General features: G+C 72.4%; 17 protein-coding genes. 2 read left to right on the top strand and 15 right to left on the bottom strand.

Annotation, left to right across the window (positions count from 1 at the left end; genetic code table 11):
• Positions 1-5: 5 nt before the first annotated feature.
• The 4 genes from AIF0345_RS08405 to AIF0345_RS08390 all read right to left on the bottom strand — a co-directional run bounded on the left by AIF0345_RS08405 (position 6) and on the right by AIF0345_RS08390 (position 3,264).
• Positions 6-1,334: an ABC transporter substrate-binding protein gene (locus tag AIF0345_RS08405; RefSeq protein ID WP_268917175.1), complete on the bottom strand. Its 1,329-nt coding sequence runs from the start codon at positions 1,332-1,334 to the stop codon at positions 6-8.
• Positions 1,335-1,435: 101 nt separating this feature from the next.
• A complete protein-coding gene (locus AIF0345_RS08400) occupies positions 1,436-2,503 on the bottom strand; it encodes a LacI family DNA-binding transcriptional regulator (RefSeq protein ID WP_268917174.1) in 1,068 nt (355 codons plus the stop codon).
• Positions 2,504-2,623: 120 nt separating this feature from the next.
• Entirely contained in the window at positions 2,624-2,761 is a 138-nt protein-coding gene (locus tag AIF0345_RS08395) for a hypothetical protein (RefSeq protein WP_268917173.1), read from the bottom strand.
• 197 nt (positions 2,762-2,958) lie between these two features.
• Positions 2,959-3,264: a nucleotidyltransferase family protein gene (locus tag AIF0345_RS08390; protein ID WP_268917172.1), complete on the bottom strand. Its 306-nt coding sequence runs from the start codon at positions 3,262-3,264 to the stop codon at positions 2,959-2,961.
• 259 nt (positions 3,265-3,523) lie between these two features.
• On the opposite strand from AIF0345_RS08390, the gene AIF0345_RS08385 reads away from it, so the two are divergent.
• Positions 3,524-4,150, top strand: coding sequence for an HAD family hydrolase (locus AIF0345_RS08385; protein WP_052374581.1), 627 nt, complete (start codon positions 3,524-3,526; stop codon positions 4,148-4,150).
• Between the two features lie 519 nt (positions 4,151-4,669).
• Here the strand turns inward: AIF0345_RS08385 and AIF0345_RS08380 are convergent.
• Both AIF0345_RS08380 and AIF0345_RS08375 read right to left on the bottom strand, forming a co-directional pair.
• The gene (locus AIF0345_RS08380) at positions 4,670-5,320 is read right to left on the bottom strand and encodes an alpha/beta fold hydrolase (RefSeq protein ID WP_285295872.1); all 651 of its coding nucleotides are present in this window, start codon (positions 5,318-5,320) and stop codon (positions 4,670-4,672) included.
• 142 nt (positions 5,321-5,462) lie between these two features.
• A complete protein-coding gene (locus AIF0345_RS08375; protein ID WP_268917169.1) occupies positions 5,463-6,587 on the bottom strand; it encodes a 6-phosphofructokinase in 1,125 nt (374 codons plus the stop codon).
• 194 nt (positions 6,588-6,781) lie between these two features.
• Between AIF0345_RS08375 and AIF0345_RS08370 the strand changes: the two genes are divergently transcribed.
• Complete coding sequence (locus AIF0345_RS08370; RefSeq protein ID WP_043559525.1) at positions 6,782-7,135, top strand: RNA polymerase-binding protein RbpA; 354 nt, start codon at positions 6,782-6,784, stop codon at positions 7,133-7,135.
• Between the two features lie 27 nt (positions 7,136-7,162).
• On the opposite strand, the gene AIF0345_RS08365 is transcribed toward AIF0345_RS08370, so the two are convergent.
• The 9 genes from AIF0345_RS08365 to AIF0345_RS08325 form a co-directional block, all read right to left on the bottom strand.
• Positions 7,163-7,969 carry a polyprenol monophosphomannose synthase gene (locus AIF0345_RS08365; protein ID WP_285295871.1) on the bottom strand — a complete coding sequence of 269 codons (807 nt, stop codon included), beginning with the start codon at positions 7,967-7,969 and terminating at the stop codon, positions 7,163-7,165.
• Positions 7,970-7,998: 29 nt separating this feature from the next.
• Complete coding sequence (gene lnt, locus AIF0345_RS08360) at positions 7,999-9,558, bottom strand: apolipoprotein N-acyltransferase (protein WP_285297911.1); 1,560 nt, start codon at positions 9,556-9,558, stop codon at positions 7,999-8,001.
• Between the two features lie 132 nt (positions 9,559-9,690).
• Entirely contained in the window at positions 9,691-10,629 is a 939-nt protein-coding gene (locus AIF0345_RS08355; protein WP_285295870.1) for a DUF808 family protein, read from the bottom strand.
• 144 nt (positions 10,630-10,773) lie between these two features.
• On the bottom strand, positions 10,774-13,674 hold the full coding sequence (locus AIF0345_RS08350) for a DEAD/DEAH box helicase (RefSeq protein WP_285295869.1): 2,901 nt from the start codon (positions 13,672-13,674) through the stop codon (positions 10,774-10,776).
• A gap of 92 nt (positions 13,675-13,766) precedes the next feature.
• The gene (locus AIF0345_RS08345) at positions 13,767-14,714 is read right to left on the bottom strand and encodes a diacylglycerol/lipid kinase family protein (RefSeq protein WP_285295868.1); all 948 of its coding nucleotides are present in this window, start codon (positions 14,712-14,714) and stop codon (positions 13,767-13,769) included.
• A gap of 46 nt (positions 14,715-14,760) precedes the next feature.
• Positions 14,761-15,663: a twin-arginine translocase subunit TatC gene (gene tatC, locus AIF0345_RS08340; RefSeq protein ID WP_285295867.1), complete on the bottom strand. Its 903-nt coding sequence runs from the start codon at positions 15,661-15,663 to the stop codon at positions 14,761-14,763.
• Positions 15,664-15,717: 54 nt separating this feature from the next.
• Positions 15,718-15,981 carry a Sec-independent protein translocase subunit TatA gene (gene tatA / locus AIF0345_RS08335; RefSeq protein WP_285295866.1) on the bottom strand — a complete coding sequence of 88 codons (264 nt, stop codon included), beginning with the start codon at positions 15,979-15,981 and terminating at the stop codon, positions 15,718-15,720.
• 4 nt (positions 15,982-15,985) lie between these two features.
• The gene (locus AIF0345_RS08330; RefSeq protein ID WP_285295865.1) at positions 15,986-17,062 is read right to left on the bottom strand and encodes a helix-turn-helix transcriptional regulator; all 1,077 of its coding nucleotides are present in this window, start codon (positions 17,060-17,062) and stop codon (positions 15,986-15,988) included.
• Position 17,063: 1 nt separating this feature from the next.
• Positions 17,064-18,017 (bottom strand): helix-turn-helix transcriptional regulator, encoded by a 954-nt coding sequence (locus AIF0345_RS08325; RefSeq protein WP_285295864.1) that lies wholly within the window; start codon positions 18,015-18,017, stop codon positions 17,064-17,066.
• Positions 18,018-18,076 lie beyond the last annotated feature (59 nt).

Below are 18,076 nucleotides of genomic sequence, written 5' to 3'. Positions count from 1 at the left end.
ACCGGTCAGCCGATGGCGGCGGAGACGGAGTCCTGGGCGCTCTGAAGAGCGGCGCGGACGTCGTCGGCGGTCAGGACGGAGCCGGTCGCGATCTTCGCGAACATGTCGTTCATGGCCTGCCCGACCGTCGACTCGAACTGGTCCTCCGCGGGCACGAGCGGCAGCGGCTTCGAGCGCTTCTCGTAGACCTCGGTGAAGGTCGTGATCTCCTCCTGGTCCTCGGTGAAGGTCGGGGCCTCGTCCTTGAGGACGGGCAGCGTCGTGAACGCGCTGCCGAGCGTGGCCTGCTGGGCGGGCTCGGTGAGGAACTTGACGAGCTGGAGCGCCCCGTCCCGGTTCTTCGTGCCGGCGAAGACCGAGATGTTGATGCCGGCGACATGGCTGGCGACGTCTGCGGCGGCGGCCTTGGGCGCCGGGTAGGGGACGACGCCGAATGCGTCGGAGGTCATGCCGTTGGCGGCGATGGTCGTGTCGGCGTTGTTCTGGTTGATGATCATCGCCGCCTTCCCGTTGGCGAAGTCCGCGACGGAGTCCGTGCCGTTGTCGTACTGGGCGTTCGAGGTGTTGACCACCTTGTCGGTCTGCATGAGGTCCAGGTAGCGCAGGATGCCGTCGACGACGCCCTGCCCGGTGAAGGTCGGGCTCCCCTGGTCGTCGAAGAGGTCGCTGCCGTTCTGCGCGGCGTTGATGAAGGCGTAGTGGGCGTTCTCGGTGTAGCTGCCCGCGGCCAGGGACAGTCCGTAGACGCCGTTGGCGGCGCTGGTCAGCCTCTTGGCCGCCTCGACCATCTCCTCCCAGGTCCTGGGCGGCTCCAGCCCGGCGTCGGAGAACATCCTGCGGTTGTAGTAGAGGCCGTAGGCCAGGCCGTAGAGCGGCAGCGAGGTGGGCACGGTCTCGGCGGCCCCGCAGGTCTCGAGGGCGGTGGCGACGAACTTGTCGGCCCCGCCCACGGCGGTCATCGCCTCGTCGTCGAGCTCCAGGAACGCGCCCGTGGCCTGGAGCGAGACGGCCCAGGTGTTGCCGATGTTGACCACGTCCGGGGCGTCGCCGGAGGTGACGGCCGTCTGGATGCGGGTCTGCAGGTCGTTCCAGCCGATGACCTCCAGGTTGACGGTGATGCCCGTGTCCTCGGTGAAGGTCTCCAGCAGCGGGGTGAGCGCCTCCTTGTCGGCGTCGATACTGGTGCCCTGGTTCGAGGCCCAGTACGTGAGCGTCTTCGAGTCTCCGCCGGACGACGACGATCCCGAGCAGCCGGAGGAGGCGGTGATGGCGGCAAGGGCGGCGGCCAGGCTCGACGCCTGGACGAAGCCGCGACGGGTGAGGGTGTGAACCATGGTTTCCTCCTTGAAACCTAGGGGCCTTCGGCGATGGATAGTCAACCGAAGCGCTTCGGTTAGACGGTATGCGATATCGCCTGGCGAGTCAAGGGTCACGGCTATGAGTCGCCCGCGGGCGCGGGTGCGGCCCGCAGCGTTGACTGCCGGGCGATGAGCGGAGAGCCGGCATCGGTCCGCCCGAGGAGACGGGAGTCCTCGCCGCCCGGCGAGTCCCCCGCGGACAGCAGGCTCAGGAGCATGGAGGCGCAGTCGGCCCCGTACCGCTCCGGGTGGCGGTCGAGCGCGGTGATGGTCGGCGTGCTGACCGCGCACAGGACCGAGTCGTCCCACGCCACAATGCGGCACTGGTCCGGCACGCTCACGCCGAGCGCCTCGAGCCTGCGCGCGGCCCCGACGGCGATGAGGTCGTTCGCGGCGATCATGGCGTCGGGTCGGCCTTCGCGGGAGGCGACGAGGGCCTGAGCGGCCCGCTCGCCGTGCTCGATCGTGTAGGTGCCGATCATCGTTGTGCAGAGGATCCCCAGCTCCGAGCAGCGCTGCGCGACGCACTGGCGGCGGCGGAGCTCGTGGCGGTGCCTCTGCGGGCCGAGCGCGTGAAGGATGTGCCGGCACCCCTGGGAGTGAAGGTGGTCGACGACGGTGACCGCGTCCCTGGCGTCGTCGACCAGTACCGCGGGCGCGCCCGAGTGCATGGTCGGAGCCGTCCCGTGAATGACCGCGGGCAGGTCCAGCTCGCGCAGCAGCGGGACCCGGGGGTCCTCGACGGGCTCGTCGAGGAGGATGACGCCGTCGACGCGTCGCTCCGCGGCCCAGCGCCGGTAGATCGCGAGCTCCTCGTCGATGCCCGCGTCGATGAGCTTGATGGTGAGCTCGACGCTCGTGTCCTGCAGGACCGACTCGACTCCGGCGATGAACCGGAGGTAGTAGGGCTCGGTGCCGATTACGGAGAGCTCGTCGCGCACCACGATCCCGAGGGCCTCGGCGCGCGAGCGGGACAGGGCGCGCGCCGACAGGCTGGGGCGGTACCCGACCCGGGCGGCGTACGCGATGACGCGCCGCCGCGTCTTCTCGCTGACCCCCGGCCGGCCGTTGAGCGCGCAGGAGACCGAGGAGATCGAGAGGCGCAGCTCGCGGGCGAGGTCGGAGATGGTCGGCCGGGCGGGCACGGTTACTTGCCGTAAGGCCGTGCCGACTGCCGCAGGCGCGCATGCGCACGGCCATCCAGGTTCCGTACGACTACTGCTGCCATGTGCACAACCTCCGTCCCAGCCTCATGATATCAACGATCATCGCAGGGTGGTGAGGACGACGCTCCCGGGCTGCCGGCCGGAGGCGCTCCCGATCTCGTGGCTGCGGAAGCACTTCCCATCGCGGACGCGCGTCTCCGACAACTGCCTCCTGAGCAGGATAGCGGAAGAACTCACTCGGGGAGTAGCGCGTCCAAAGATTTGATCAAAGGCTCGATATCCTGTTGGAGCATAACCCAGACACGAATATGGTCAACAGATCGGCTGCGGCCTGGCGCATCCAGTCGGCCAGATATGTTTCTCGACTTGTATCGGCAACGATAAGTTGAGCCTTGCGGGCCGCGTTCAACGCATCCCACAGTTAGGCAGAATTTTCAGGCAGCATAGATGTCCTGCGCCGATGTCATGACCGTTCGAATGATGTAGGGGTTGTGCAGGTTGTTGGCATCAACCAGATCAACTGGCCTTCCGACTGCATTCTCCAGGCCATTGCGAAGCGAGAAGAAGGCATGGAACGTCCGTTCTGCCTCTGGCTTGTAGGTGACCAGTATGTCAACGTCGCTGGACTCAGGATCGAAGTGGTCGGTGAGTACGGAACCAAAGATCTGCAGGCGCGCAACGCCGTAGCGCTCGCACAGTCGAACGACCGTGTCCGAGTCGAGACTGAAAGGCAAATTCATCCCGTCATTATCGCATACGCCGAACCGGGCTCGTCTGCGCTCCGCTCGATCGCCCGAGCCTCCAACCGCCTCCTGAGCAGGACGAGGGCCGGCCCCGAAATCGCAAGCGGCACCAGGGCCAAGACCACCCCACCTCGGGGCCGGCGGCCTCGATCCTCACACCGCTGATCGGTGGCGCCTTGTCCTTCCCCGACGTGCCGCCCTCCGGTGGCTCGCCAGTAGCGCTGACATCCGCCCCGCATCCAGGGACACTACTGACATGAAGCACATTATCTGGGACATGGGCGGAACCCTCATCGACACCTACCCCGAGGTGGTGCGCACCCTGAGCCGGGCGGCCTACGGGGACACCGATCCCTCCCACCTGCGTGAGATCGGCGCCCTGACGCAGCACTCGATCGCGCACGCCATCGAGTCGCTCTCGGTTTCACGTAAAGTGCCGCGCGCCGATCTGGAGCGCGCCTACGAGGAGCTCAAGACGCGGTGGCGCACCCGCCCCGCCCCGGTCATGGACGGCGCCCGCGAGCTCATCGCACGGGTCTGGGAGAAGGGCGGCCTCAACCTCGTGGCCACCCACCGCGATCGCGCCAGCGCCACCATGCTCGTCACCGTCCTGGGGCTCGACCTCGATGACATGGTCTGCGCCCCCGACGGGCCAGCGCGCAAGCCCAGCCCGGAGATGAATCTGCTGCTCGCCCGACGCCACGGCCTGGACCCGACCCAGGTGCTGTGCGTCGGCGACCGGCCCATCGACGCGGTCGCGGCCGCCAACGCGGGGATGAACGCCGCGCTCCTGGTCTCCCCCGGCACCGTGCTCACCCTACGGGACGCGGTGGACGGCACGGCGGTGGTGGCCAGCCTGCGCGACCTCATCCCGTTCTTCTGAGAGGCTCAGTGCGGTCCACGTGCCGGCCGGTCTACTCGCCTTCCCCGAGGTGCTGGAGGACCGCCGTCGACTGGGCGACGGGCTGCTGCGCCGCCGGCACTGGATCGGCCTGCTCGGCCCCGCGTGAGCCGCTTTGGGCCGCCGGCGGGCTATACACGGCCCGCCCTCTCGCCCGGGGCGCCGGGCGACGACCTCGAAGCGCGTGCACACCGCGAGCGTGTCGTCGTCGACGGCGGAGACTCGGCGCCGAGCGAGGCGAGCCACTCGCGGCAGCCGGGGCCCGGCAGAGGCCCGGAGCACGCCTCGTACTCGGCCAGCAGCGCCGTCGTCGTGCGCCTGCCGCCCGCCGCCACCAGCCGGTCGCGCAACGGCCCCGGCCACGACTCGCTCCACCCCGGCGGCGCGCACGGCGTCCAGGTCGGCCTGCGCCGCCATACGAACCGCCCACTTCCCCGCCGACGCCGGGCCGGGCGCCCGACAGCGCGGGAGCCGGAGGCCGGTGAGCAATGCGTGCCAGTGTCAGGACACCTGCGCGCCTGGGCCGCTGGGAGTGCGCCCGGCAGGCAGCCCGCGCGCCAACGCCAGGACACGGTCGGTGACCTCGCACTGGGTGCGTACCGAGGCGCGCCATGAGGGCACCTGCAGCGAGTGGTTGGCGCCGGGGACCGCCCAGACCTGCACGTCCGCCGCCACCGGGGTGAGGGTGGGGCCGCCGTCCCAGTGGGGGTCGTCTGTCCCGCCGACGACGAGGCCGGGGGCCGGGTACGTCTCAATGGCCCGCCTGACCCGGACGTCGTCGAGCAGGGGCGTGAGCCACACCCCGGCCACCTCGTGACGGCCCGCCCACGGGGCCAGGCGGGTCCCCAGGGACTTGGCCACCAGGAGCAGGGGGAGGTCAGCCTGCTTCAGAGGCGCCCCGGCCAGCGTACAGGACAGGGCGGCCTCGGCGAGGGCCTCGAGCGCGGCGGGGTCAGTAGGCGGCGTGCCCCACTCCAGGACCGCCACCGCCCACCCGTCCTCCACGAGCGCGGTGGCCGGCCAGAACAGCAGCGGCATGGTGGCCGGGTAGCCCCGGCCCGGGACGACCAGGCACAGACCCGCCGGCTCGTCGGGCACCGGGCCCGGCCAGCGGCGCAGGCGGACCCCGTCGGCCAGGCGGGCCGCCGTCACCTGGGCCCGCCCGGGGGCCGGAGGACCTCGGGGCGGCCGCGGTCGGCGTCGGCCAGGACCGTGCCGCTCCCGGGCCCAGAGGTGGCATCCGTCGCGAACCGGGTGCGCGCGGGGCGCCCTTGCGCTCCCGGCCCGGGAGGCATCAGTCCCCCAGGGCGGTGCCCACGGCCCGGGCCGCCCGGATCCACTCGTGATCCTGCGGGACGAGCTTGATCCTCCCGGCGACGTCCTTCAGCGGGACCAGCTCCGTCCCGCGGCCGCGGTCGCCCACCATGACGCCGAACCTGCCGTCGGCGATCGCATTGGCGCCGGCCACTCCCAGGCGAGTGCCGAGCATCCGGTCGGCGGCGTTGGGGGTGCCGCCGCGCTGGACGTAGCCCAGGATGGACACGCGCGCCTCCAGGCCCGTGGCCGCCTCGAGCTGCTCGGCCAGGGTGAAGGTGTTGGCGCGGTGCGAGGCCTCCAGGGTCCTGACGTTCCTCTTGGCCAGCGCCTTGAGGTCGGGGGAGGACGCGTCCTTGATCAGCGCCTGCGCGTGCGCCAGCTCCTGGGCGTCCGCGCGGTTGAGCGCGCCCTCGGCGACCGCGACCACGGAGAAGGTCGAGCCGCGGGAGCGGCGGCGTTCGATCTTGCCCGCGATCGCCTCCACGTCGTAGGGGATCTCCGGCAGGAGGATGACGTCCGCTCCCCCGGCGATGCCCGCGCCCAGCGCCAGCCACCCGGCCCGGTGCCCCATGATCTCGGTGAGGATGATGCGGTGGTGGGAGTGCGCGGTGGAGTGAAGGCGGTCCACCGCCTCGGTGGCGATCTCCAGGGCCGTGGCGAAGCCGAAGGACGTGTCGGTCTCGACAATGTCGTTGTCAATGGTCTTGGGCAGGTGCAGGACGTTGAGACCGGCGTCCACGAGCCGTTTGGCGTTCTTGGCGGTCCCGCCGCCGCCCAGGCACACCAGGGCGTCCAGCTCGTCCTTGTCGTAGTTCTCCACGATGGTGGGGACCATGTCGCGGGCCTGGCCGTCCACGACCATGCGGTGGACCTTGTCCCGGCTCGTGCCCAGCATGGTGCCGCCGGTGGTCAGGATGCCGGACAGCGAGGCGCCGTCGAGCTCGGTGAAGCGGTTCTCCGCCAGGCCGCGCATGCCGTCGCGGAACCCGATGAGCCTCCAGCCGTGCTCCTGGATCGCCGCCTTTCCGAAGCCGCGGATCGCGGCGTTGAGTCCAGGGGCGTCTCCGCCGGCGGTCAGGATGCCGATGCGCTTGGTAGCCATGAGGACAGTATGCCGCCTGGAGGGGTGCGCGCGGCTGGCGGCACGGCACGCGCGCCCCGGTAGACTCCTGCCCCGGACGCTCTCAGCGCCGACACCCGCCCCGGGAATGTCAGGGCGCCGATCGGCGTTGAGCCCGGTGTGCCACGGGCCCGGGCGCGCCCGGCACGAGTATCGAGCACGAGAGAGGCAACAGCATGGCAGACCGCGCACTGCGGGGCATGACCATCGGCGCGAAGTCGATGGAGTCCGAGGAGGGCGTCGAGTTCGCCGAGCGGCAGATGATCAGCTACGAGTGCCCGCTCGCGCACGTCGTGGTCGTCCCCATGGCGCTGGAGGCCGAGGTCCCCCAGACCTGGGAGTGCCCGGAGTGCGGCCAGGTGGCCGCGCTGCGCGGCGAGGAGGAGCCCGAGCCCGACGAGCCCAAGAAGGCTCCCCGGACCCACTGGGACATGCTGCTCGAGCGCCGCGAGATCGACGACCTCAAGGTCCTCCTCGGCGAGCGGCTCGAGATGCTGCGCTCGGGCGAGATCTACCGCGAGCGCTTCTGATGCCGGTCGCGGCCGACCGGCTGCGCCTCAGCGCCGACGCCGGTTCGCCGGCCGCCGGCGCCTGCCCGCTCGCGCCCGGCCGATGCGGTCGCCCAGCCTCTGGGCCGCATCGGCCAGCTGTCCGCCCCGCTTGACCAGCCCCCACTTGGTCACCAGGCTCAGCTCCTCGGTGAAGATCCCGCCGGAGAGCTTGGAGTGGCCCGCCTCGCGCTCCAGGAAGGTGATCGGCATCTCGACGATGCGCCCTCCGATGTCGGCGACGAGCTTGGTCATATTGACCTGGAAGCCGTACCCGAGCGCCTCCACCTTGCCTAGGTCCAGGCGGCGCAGGACCGATGCCCGGTAGACGCGGAAGCCGGCCGTGGCGTCCCTGACCCGCAGGCCCAGCATGGCGTTGATGTAGAGGTTGCCCCCGCGGGACAGGGCCACGCGCCTGGCGTCCCAGCCCCGGGTGGCGCCGCCGGAGACCCAGCGCGAGCCGATGACGAGGTCGGGCTCGTCGGCCATCTCCGCGCGCTGGATGAGCAGGGCGAGGTCCTCGGCGCGGTGGGAGCCGTCGGCGTCCATCTCGCAGATCAGCTCGTAGCCTGAGGCGAGCCCCCAGGAGAAGCTGGCCAGGTAGGCGGGCCCCAGGCCGCTCTTCTCCGTGCGGTGCAGGACGTGGATGCGGTCGTCGACCTGGGCCCGCGCATTGGCGAGCTTGCCCGTGCCGTCGGGGGAGCTGTCGTCGACTACCAGGATGTGCGCCTCGGGCACGGCCCCACGTACACGGTCGAGGGCCCCGGGCAGGGAGTCGATCTCGTTGTAGGTGGGTATGACGACGAGGGCCTTCACAGTTCTTCTCCGATCCTGGTGGGCGGGTCTCAGCGCCGGCGGTTTCCGGCAGCGCGACGACGGCGCGTAGCGCTGAACACGATACCGGCTGCCGCCAGCGCAGCCGCGACGGCGCACAGGACGCGCCCCGGCCAGTCGCCCAGGGTGTCGGCCGGCGTGGTCGAGGTGCGCAGGCCGACGTCGGCGACCAGGGCGGCCTGGGTGTAGGGCCGGGTCTGCTGCTCGACGACGCCCCGGGGGCTGATGATCGCGGTGATGCCCACCGTGGAGACCTGGACGACGCTGCGTCCGTGCACGACGGCCTGGACCCGCCCCTGGGCGAGCTGCTGGGCGGCCTCGGAGGAGGACAGGAAGCTCGCGTTGTTGGTGGGGATGACGATCAGCTCGCCCCCCTGGCGCACGCCGTCTCGCAGGATGCTGTCGTAGGCGACCTCGAAGCAGATGCCCATGGCCAGGGTGATGTCGCGGTCCTGGGCGGCAGCGCGGACGGTGAGGGTCTGGGGCCCGGTTCCCGGGGCCATGTCGGTGCCGATGCGGTCGACCTCGGCGGTCAGCCGTCTGATGTGGTCGCGCAGGGGGACGTACTCGGCGAAGGGCACCGGCCGGTGCTTGCGGTAGTAGGCTCCCGCGCCCCGGCCGGGGGTCCACACGACCATGTCGTTGTAGCGGACGTCGTCCTCGAACAGGACGGCGCCCACCATGATCGGGGCGCCCACGGTCTGTGCGGAGGCATCGATCATGGTGGCGGTCGAGCGGTGGGTGCGCGGGTCGAGGTCAGCGGCGTTCTCCGGCCAGATGACGACGTCGAGGTTGCCGCTTCCGACGTCGGCGGCGAGCCGGTCAGTGGCCCGGGCATGGTTGCCGGTGACCTCCAGGGCCCGGTTGAAGGCGTCCTCGAAGTCCTTGGCGACATCGCCCTGGACGGCGCCCACCCGCAGGTTCCCGTCCTCGGCGGCGCTGTGAACGGGCAGGGCCAGCGGGGCGGTCAGGACCAGGCCCGCGCAGGCCGCCGCCACCAGGGCGGGCAGGAGCGCCCGGGCGCGCAGGGCGTGGGCGGCCTCGAACAGGCAGGCTCCGATGAGCGCCACCAGAAGCGTCAGGCCGATGGAGCCGCCGTAGGCGGCGAAGGGGAGCATGGGGGCGTCGGCCATGGCGAAGGCGAGCCTGCCGAAGGGGAAGCCGCCCCACGGCCAGCTCGAGCGAAGCTCCTCCACCCCGCACCACAGCACCGTGAAGGAGGCGGCTCGTGCGACGGCCGCGCGGCCCGCCCCGGGGCCGTCCGCGGCCAGGGCGGGTATGCGGCCCACCAGCGCCCATGCGGCGCCCAGGGCCGTGGTGTAGAGGGCCTGGACGAGGGTGAGCGCCGCCCACCCGATCGGGTTTCCCATGGCGACGGCGGTGAAGTGCAGCAGCGGCGCGAAGAGCGCGATCCCGAAGACCAGCCCCAGTCCGGCGCCCGCTCCTGCGCCCCGCCCCCGGAGGGCACCCATGAGCACGGCAACGCCGACCGGCGCGGCCCACCACAGGCCCATCGGCGGGAAGGCGGCGGTCACCGCCAGGCCCGCCAGTGCGGCGGCCAGGACGGGCATGAGGGCGCGCACCGCCCGGGGGCGGCCGGGCCCGTCCAAGGGCGAGTCGGCGGTGCCGGCGGTGCGCGGTCTGTCGCTCGTGCGCTTGGGCGGTGTCACAGGTTGAAGCATAGAGGCACCGGGCGCCCCGCCTCAGGCGCGGCTGCGGCGGTGCGCGGCCAGCCGGGTGCCGTGCCATGCCAGGGCGAGCGCGGTGCCGGCCGCCGTCCCGATCAAGCAGGAGACGGCGGTACCCGCGACCCAGGACAGCACCGGGTTGCCACTGAGCTCCTCGGCGCGCTCAATGGTGCGGTGCAGCGGGCCGAACCCGATCTCGGCCAGGTTGGTCGCCAGAATGTGCCCGCCGACCCACAGCATGGCCACGGTGCCGACGATCCCGAGGCCCGTGAAGAGCGCCGGCGCGGCGGAGACCACGGCGCGCCCGAAGGACCGCGAGACCCGGGTGCGGCCCTTGACGGCCAGGTGCGCCCCGGCGTCGTCGAGCTTGATGAGCGCCCCGACCAGCCCGTAGACGGCGAAGGTGATGAGCAGGGCGATCATGACCAGGACGATGACGCGCCTGGTGGAGGACTCCCCCTGCACCTCGGCCAGCGCGAGCAGCATGATCTCGGTGGACAGGACGAAGTCGGTGGTGATGGCGCGCTTGATAATGGACGCCTCGTCCGCCGGGCCCTCGTCCTCGGCTGCCTTTTCGGCGGCCTTCTCAGCACCGCCGGGGTGCAGGAGGAGCCCCAGGAGCTTCTCCCCTCCCTCGAAGCACAGGTAGGCCCCGCCGATGACGAGAACGACGGGCAGGAGGGCTGGCGCCACCGCCGTCAGCAGCAGGCCCGCAGGCAGGATGATGAGGAGCTTGTTGCGCAGGGACCCGACGGTGATCTTCCTGATAATGGGCAGCTCGCGGTCCGGGGTGATGCCGGTGACGTACTGCGGTGTCGCGGCGACGTCGTCGACGGTGGCGGCCGAGACCTTCGCCGAGGCCTTGACGGCCAGGGAGGCCGTGTCGTCGATGGTTGAGACCGTCAGCTTGGCGAGCGCGGCGATGTCATCGAGAAGGGCGAAGAAACCTGACATGGGGCGCGGGTGTCCTGTCGTGGTGAGACTGCTCCGAGCGGGGGCCCGGCCACAGCGAGACTACCCGCCGCGTCCTCCCCACGGGGCGACCGGCCCGCAGGGAGGACGCGGCGGTCCTGCCCGGCCGGGTCCCCCTCACGTCCCTCATACCGCGGACCAGCCCACCACTCCCCTGTTGACGTCCAGGCTCGCCTGGGCGGCCCCGGTCGACAGCGCCTGGAGCGCCCGCCGCCGCTCGGGCGCGGCGTCCTCGGCGGGCAGGAGGCAGGCGAGCTGCCCGAGCACGTCGAGGAGCTGCTTGGACCAGCGCACGAAGTCGCCGGCGGTCAGCTCGCAGGCCTCCAGGACCTCGGCCAGGTCGGCGCCCTCGGCCCACGCCTTCACAGCCCCCGCCAGTGCGGGCTCGGCGCCGCTGGAGGACTCGATGTGCGCCAGGGCCTCCAGGTCGTTGATGGAGCGCGACAGGTGGATCTCCTGACGCAGCACCGCCCCCAGGCGGGAGCACGGCGCCGCGGGCAGGCCGATGGACTGCACCGCCAGCCGCGGCTCGTACACGCATGCCGACACCGCGGCCGCCAGGTCGGCGGGCTCGAGCCCCTCCCACAGGCCGGACCGCAGGCACTCGGAGATGAGCAGGTCGCGCTCGGCGTAGACGCGCGCCAGCACCCGGCCGGCGTCGGTGACCCGCAGGTCGCGCTCCGGGTGGCCGCGGTCGACGGGCTCGAGATAGCCGAGCTCGGTGAGCACCTCGCACACGGCGTCGAAGAGGCGGGCGATGGTGCCGGTGCGACTGTCCACCCGGGCCTGGAGCCGGTCGGCCTCGGCGGACGCGCGCACCCACTTGCGTCCCGTGCGGGCGTGCTCCTCACGGTCGGGGCAGGCGTGGCAGGGGTGGGCGCGCATCTGGTGGCGCAGATCCTCCAGGCGCCCGGTGGCCTGCTCGTCCTCGTCCTTTCGCCGCCGGCGCCGCCGGATCCGGGCCTGCTCCACGTTCCCCGAGCGCAGGACGTCCAGGAGGCGCTCCGCCAGGCGCTCGCGGTCCCGGGGCCTGTGCACGTCCACGCCGGGGGCGACCTTGAGGGAGCCGACCCTGAGGACGCCCTCGGGGGTGGTCTCCGGCGACAGGGTCAGGACCCGCGAGTCCTCCCCCAGGACCGTCAGGACGGGCGTGCCGGAGCGGTCTACGCCCTGGTCCAGGACGACGGCGTGCTTGTGGCGGCGTCCCTTGCGGTGGATGATGATGTCGCCGCGGCCGAGGGAGCTCATGGTGCGCACGGTCTCGTCGCGGCGCTGGGTGCGGCCCCGCCGGGACAGCTCGGCCTCGGCCTCGGCGATGCTCTGGCGCAGCTGCATGTATTCGGCGAAATCGCCGAGGCGGCAGTTCATCTGCTTCTCCAGGGAGGCCAGGGCTCGGCGCTTCCTGCGGGCCTGGGCGGCGAGCTCGACGACGCCGCGGTCGGCCTGGTACTGGGCGAAGGAGGACTCCAGCACCTCGCGGGCCCGGGCGCGCGAGGTGCGCCCGAGCAGGTTGACGGCCATGTTGTAGGTGGGGCGGAAGGCCGACACGAGCGGGTAGGTGCGCCGGGAGGCCAGCGAGGAGACGAAGGCGGGCTCGATCTCGTCGGCGGCCAGGACGACGGCGTGCCCCTCGACGTCGATGCCGCGCCGGCCCGCCCGGCCGGTCAGCTGGGTGTACTCCCCGGGGCTGAGGGTGACGTGGGCCGACCCGTTCCACTTGCGCAGGGATTCCAGGACGACGGTGCGGGCGGGCATGTTGATGCCCAGGGCCAGGGTCTCGGTGGCGTAGACGACCTTGACCAGCCCGGCGCTGAAGAGCTCCTCGACGGTCTCCTTGAAGACGGGCAGGAGGCCGGCGTGGTGGGCGGCCACGCCCCGCTGGAGGGCGTGCGCCCAGCTCCGGAACCCGAGCACCCCCAGGTCCCTCCTGGGGATCTCGGCCGTGTGCCGGTCGATGACCTCGCGGATCCGGGCCGCCTCGGACTCGGTGGTCAGGTCGATTCCGGCCTCCACGCTCTGGTGGACGGCCTGCTCGCAGCCGGCGCGCGAGAACACGAACACGATCGCCGGCAGAAGATCGGCCTGCTCGAGCGCCGTGATGACCGCGACCCGTGACGGCGGGCGCAGGCGCGCGACGCGGGCGCCGCCCTCGCCGCGGCGCGGCGCCCGACCGCCCTGCCGGTTCCTCCCCCGCCGCCACGGCTGGGAGGCCGGGCCGCCGCGGCCGGACTTGGATGCGCTCGCCTCCCCGGCCGCCGCGCGGCGGGCCCTGGCCAGGGCCTTGAGCAGGTCGGGGTTGAGCGGCGGCTGGGCCGCGAGCGGGCCGTCGCCGCCCGGCGGCACCGACGTGACGGTGTAGAGGTCGAGCAGCCGCCGGCCGACCATCATGTGCTGGGTCAGGGGCACCGGACGGTGCTCGGAGACGACGACGGCGATGCGGCCGCGCACCTGCCCGAGCCAGTCGCCGAACTCCTCGGCGTTCGAGACGGTCGCCGACAGGGAGACCACCTGCACCTCGGGCGCCAGGTGGATGATGACCTCCTCCCACACCGGGCCGCGGAACCGGTCGGCGAGGTAGTGCACCTCGTCCATGACCACGAAGCCGAGGCGGCCTAGGTCGCGGGAGCCCGAGTAGAGCATGTTGCGCAGGACCTCGGTGGTCATGACGATGACGTCGGCGTGAGGGTTCACGGAGGTGTCCCCGGTCAGCAGGCCGACGCGCTGCGCGCCGTAGCGGGCCAGCAGGTCGAGGTACTTCTGGTTGGACAGCGCCTTGATGGGGGTGGTGTAGAAGGCCTTGAGGCCCTTGGCCAGCGCCAGGTGGATGGCGAACTCGCCGACGACGGTCTTGCCTGCGCCCGTGGGCGCGGCCACGAGGACGCCCTCGCCGCGCTCGAGCGCCTCGCACCCGCGGACCTGGAAGTCGTCGAGGGGGAACTCGTAGGTGTCGGCGAAGCGGGCCAGCTCGCTGCGAGAGGCCGCCTGTCGGCGTCGTGCGGCGGCGTAGCGTTCGGCGGGCGAGCTCATGGCGTCAAGCCTACGGGCAGCCCATGGGTGCTGCTGCCCCGCTCCGCAGCCCGACCACCGCGCGGAGCCGGGTCGCGTGCGCGCCCCGTCTCTCAGCGCGGCAGCAGCACCGAGACGACACCGGGGACGGCCTCCAGCCGCAGCGGCAGGCCGGCGATGGCCTCGCCGTCGGCCATGGGGCACGGCGGGGTGCGCAGCCCCGCCCCGGGCGGCAGGGTCTCGATGGTGACTGCGCGAGAGCGCTCGAGGCGGACGGCCGGGTCGCCCAGGTGGGCGCCGGAGAAGAGCCGCGCCAGCAGGCCGAGGAGCCGCAGCCGCCCCACCGGGTCCAGGCGCAGCACGTCCAGCAGGCCGTCGGTGGCGTCCGCATCGGGAGACAGGTCCATGCCGCCCCCGATGTAACGGGTGTTGGCGACCGCGACCAGCAGGGCCGCCCCCTCCCAGGTCCCCGAGTCGGTGGTGAGCCGGTAGCCGTAGGGGGCCAGGCCCGCCAGCTCACCCACGACGGCGCGCAGGTAGCGGCCCTCCCCCGAGGGCCAGGCCAGCGTGTTGGCCCGGGCGTTGACGGCGGCGTCCAGGCCCGCGGAGACGACGGCCAGCGACCACTCGTGCTCGGCGGGCACGGGCGAGCCGTCGGGGCGGGCGGCGTGGATGGCGTCCAGGCGGGCGATGCGCCCGGCCCCGCGCAGGGCGGCGTCGATGACCTCGACGGCGGCTGCCACGTTGCGGCCGGGCAGGCCGAGATGGCGGGCGATGTCGTTGCCGGTTCCCACCGCCACGATGCCCAGGGGCACGTGCGTGGTGGCGACGACGTCGAGACCGAGGTGGACGGTGCCGTCCCCGCCGACCACGACCAGGGCGTCGGGCCCGCCGTCGTGCTCGAGCAGCGCCGTCGCGTTCGCCCGCGACTCGTCGTAGGAGGAGCCGTGGACGACGACGACGTCGTGCCCGGCGGTGACCAGCGCCGTCACGGCGGCGTGGGCGGCGCCGCCGTGACGTCCGCGTCCGGACGTCGGGTTGGCGACCAGGGCGATGCGCATGAAGGGTGTCGGGCGGGATGACGGGCAGCCGGGGCGGCCGAGAGGCTCAGGCCCTGTCGGCGCGCTCGGGCGGCTGGGCCGCCGACCGGGTCGCCGGGGCAGAGGGCACTGAGGGCGCTGAGGGCGCTGAGGGTTCGGCCAGGGCGGCGTCGAGCTCGGCGTCGAGCTTGGCGCGCCTCCTCTCCACGCGCTTGTCGTGCTGGATGGACATGAAGCAGGCCAGGAAGTACAGGCCGGTGATCGGCAGCGCCATGAAGATCATGGACCAGGGGTCGGGCAGGGGGTTGGCGAAGGCCATGAAGGTGAAGATGCCCACGACCGCCCATCGCCAGCCCTTGAGAAGTGTCCTGCCCTTCACGAGGCCCAGTCGGTTGAGGGCGACGAGCAGCTCGGGCAGGAGGAAGGCCGCGCCGAAGACGAGGATCAGGCGCAGGTAGAAGGAGAGGTAGGTCGATGAGTCGATGATTCCGGCGGACGAGCCCCAGTCGGGGATGAAGTTGGTCAGGATCTGCACGGCGTGGGGCATGATCCACATGCCCAGGGCGCATCCGGACAGGAACAGGACCAGCCCCGTGACGCCGAATGCCCACGTGTAGGCCTTTTCCCTACGGGTCATGCCGGGGCCGACATAGGCCCAGAACTCATACATCCACAGCGGGGACGCCAGAAGCACGCCGACCCAGATGGATATGCGCAGGCGCAGGTCGAAGGAGGCCAGGATCGTCGGGAAGTTCACCTTCAGGTCCGCGCCGTTCGCATTGGCCTGGTTGATCGGGTAGGTGATGATGTTGTAGATCGGCCTGTAGATCATGTAGCCGACGACGGCCATGACCAGGACCCCGATGGCGGAGATGAACAGGCGGTTGCGCAGCTCGCGCAGGTGGTCCCCGATCGACATGATCGCCTCGGGATTGTCCCTGCGCCTCCTGATCTTCGGGAGCCTGGGCACCTCGACCTCCTTCAAGCCGGATCTTCAGAACTGCTCAGAATGAATGACCGGGGATCACTGCTTGGCTGATCCCTCGGGGCTCTGCGCGGCGCTCTGGCCGGGCTGAGTGGGCTGGGTGTAGTAGGTGCCCTCCTGAGGCTGCTGGATCTGCGCGGGGGGCTGCTTGTCCTCATCCTCGTCGCGCAGCTCCTTGACCTCCTTCTTGAAGACCTTCATGGACTGCCCCACGCTCCGGGCGATATCCGGCAGGCGGTTGGCGCCGAAGACGAGCAGGACCAGGACGAGCAGGACGACGATGTGCGTCGGCGAGAATTTCACAGCGCTACTCCTTGGGTAGGCGGGTGTGTCGATACGGTTTGAGTCTAGCCTCAGCCGGACCCCTCCCCGAACCGCCGTCTGAGGTGGGCCCCACATTCGCCCCGGGGCGGACGCGGCGCGCGCCGTAGCGGGCCAGGGCGCGGGCGGCCGCGGCCGCCGCGTCCCGGGCCAGGTCGGGCGGCTCGACGGCGACCAGGTGCCTGCCCGCGGAGAGCACCAGGCCGATGAGCCAGGTCCGGTCGCGCCCGCGCACCACGGCCCTCAGGGCGCCGTCGGCCCGCTCGGCGACGCTCTCGCAGACCAGCCGCTCCACCAGCCAGCGCCCGCCGGGCGCCAGGGTGAGGACGGCCGTGGGCCGGGCGTCGGGCCTGGTCGGCCGGCGGCGCCTGCGGTGAGAGGCCGACGGCGTCTCACCGCAGGCGGCCTCCAGGATCCGGTCCAGCCGGAAGGAGCGCTCCGTCGCGGCGCTCAGGCACCAGGCGCGCAGCGTCAGGTGCGCGCCGTCGGTGGTGAGCTCGAGCGGATCGACCTCGCGCACCGTCCGGGTGTCGGTGGCCGAGACGTAGGTCAGTCGCAGCCGCCGCTGCTCGGCCAGGGCGCGCCGGACGGTCTGGAGCACCGGGGAGCGCGGGTGCGCCGCCGATGCGGGGTCCTGCTCGGTCGGCGCCGTCCCGCCGCTGGTCGCGCCGTCGCCGATGGCCGCCCGCAGCGCATTCCGGGCGCCCCGCAGGGCGGCCGCCGAGGCGGGGTCATCGGCCAGGACGCGGCCGAGCACCCGCAGGGACAGGAGCAGGGCGATCGCCTCCTGGCGAGACAGGCGCACCGGCCGGTCGAGCCCGAGCGGCTGGGCCAGGCTCAGGCGTCCCGCCTCGAAGGCCGTGGCCGAGAAGTCGACGAGGTCGTCCGGCATGCCGCCGGGCAGCCCCGAGACCCACAGGGTCTCCACGTCCGCGCGAATCGTCTCGGGCGTCACGCCGAAGTGCGCGGCCGCCTCCCGGAGGGTCGCGCCGTCGTTGTCGGCGACCCAGGCGGGCAGGGACAGGAGCCGGATGAGCCGGTCGGTGGAGGCGCGTCGGGCCATGTCACCGGCCCTCCGGCGCGAGCGCCGCGGCCCCGGCGAGGTGGGCCACGACGTCGTCGCGCAGCTGCGCCGGGCCCACGACCACCACGGCGTCGGACAGCGCGGCCAGCGAGCCCGCGAAGGCGAAGCGGTCTGCGTAGGGCACGGTCAGCACGTCCCACCCGGGTGGCGCGCCGTCGCCGTCGGCGAACGCGGTCGCCTGGGACCGCAGCTGCAGGGCCCTGCCCGGGGCGACGGCGATGAGCGCCTCGCGGGGCCCGGGCCCGTCGTCCTGCGGCGGCGGGAACGCGCCGGGCCCGGAGACCGCCGCGACCTCCCCCGCGATCCGCGCCAGCCGGAAGGTCCGGGGCGCTGCGGCGCCGCGGTCGAAGGCGTCGAGGTACCAGGCGCCCTCGCTCATCCGCAGCCGGTGCGGCTCGACGGTGCGGGCGCGGGTGGTGCCCGAGGACGCCGAGGTGTAGTCGAAGGAGACGACGCGCCGCTCGTCCACGGCGGCGGCCAGAGACGGCGGGATCTCCTCCCCGGCCAGGTCGGCCGTGAGATCCACCAGCGCACTGGCTCGGGGATCCTCGGCGACGACGGCGCGGATCTTGGTCAGCGCGCGGCGGGCGGTGGCGGTCAGGGCGCCCGAGCGCCAGGCGGAGGCCGCCAGGTCGATGGCCGCCGCCTCCCCGACGGTCAGGGCGACCTCGGGCAGGGCGTAGTCGTCCTCGGCGATGGAGTAGCGGCTCTTCCCGCCTCGGGCGGTGGCGGTGATCGTGATGCCGAGGTCGCGCAGGACTGTCTTGTCCCGTTCGAACATGCGGCGGGCGCTCTCGCCCCCGCGCCCGTCGTAGCCGGCCACCGTGGCCACCACCTCGGCCGCCGTCATGCCGCGCGCGGTGTTGCGCAGGGCCAGCAGCAGGTTGATCTGCCGCTCCTCGGCGGGGATCCTCTGGGCGGGCGTGCTCCTCACGGTCACAGCGTAGGCGCAGCCGCGCGCCCGTCGGGCCGCCCGCCGGCCCGGTACGGTGG

The sequence above is a fragment of the Actinomyces israelii genome, from assembly GCF_030253495.1.
GTDB lineage: Bacteria > Actinomycetota > Actinomycetes > Actinomycetales > Actinomycetaceae > Actinomyces > Actinomyces israelii.
The sequence above is the reverse complement of the archived record's forward strand: the minus strand, read 5'-3'. Positions and strand labels throughout refer to the sequence as shown.

Bases quoted from the DNA above. Each gene is read 5' to 3' on its own strand.
- AIF0345_RS08405 (WP_268917175.1), bottom strand. From the start codon at position 1,334: ATGGTTCACACCCTCACCCGTCGCGGCTTCGTCCAGGCGTCGAGCCTG.
- AIF0345_RS08390 (WP_268917172.1), bottom strand. From the start codon at position 3,264: ATGAATTTGCCTTTCAGTCTCGACTCGGACACGGTCGTTCGACTGTGC.
- AIF0345_RS08385 (WP_052374581.1), top strand. From the start codon at position 3,524: ATGAAGCACATTATCTGGGACATGGGCGGAACCCTCATCGACACCTAC.
- AIF0345_RS08375 (WP_268917169.1), bottom strand. From the start codon at position 6,587: ATGGCTACCAAGCGCATCGGCATCCTGACCGCCGGCGGAGACGCCCCT.
- AIF0345_RS08370 (WP_043559525.1), top strand. From the start codon at position 6,782: ATGGCAGACCGCGCACTGCGGGGCATGACCATCGGCGCGAAGTCGATG.
- lnt (WP_285297911.1), bottom strand. From the start codon at position 9,558: ATGCCCGTCCTGGCCGCCGCACTGGCGGGCCTGGCGGTGACCGCCGCC.
- AIF0345_RS08355 (WP_285295870.1), bottom strand. From the start codon at position 10,629: ATGTCAGGTTTCTTCGCCCTTCTCGATGACATCGCCGCGCTCGCCAAG.
- AIF0345_RS08350 (WP_285295869.1), bottom strand. From the start codon at position 13,674: ATGAGCTCGCCCGCCGAACGCTACGCCGCCGCACGACGCCGACAGGCG.
- AIF0345_RS08345 (WP_285295868.1), bottom strand. From the start codon at position 14,714: ATGCGCATCGCCCTGGTCGCCAACCCGACGTCCGGACGCGGACGTCAC.
- AIF0345_RS08330 (WP_285295865.1), bottom strand. From the start codon at position 17,062: ATGGCCCGACGCGCCTCCACCGACCGGCTCATCCGGCTCCTGTCCCTG.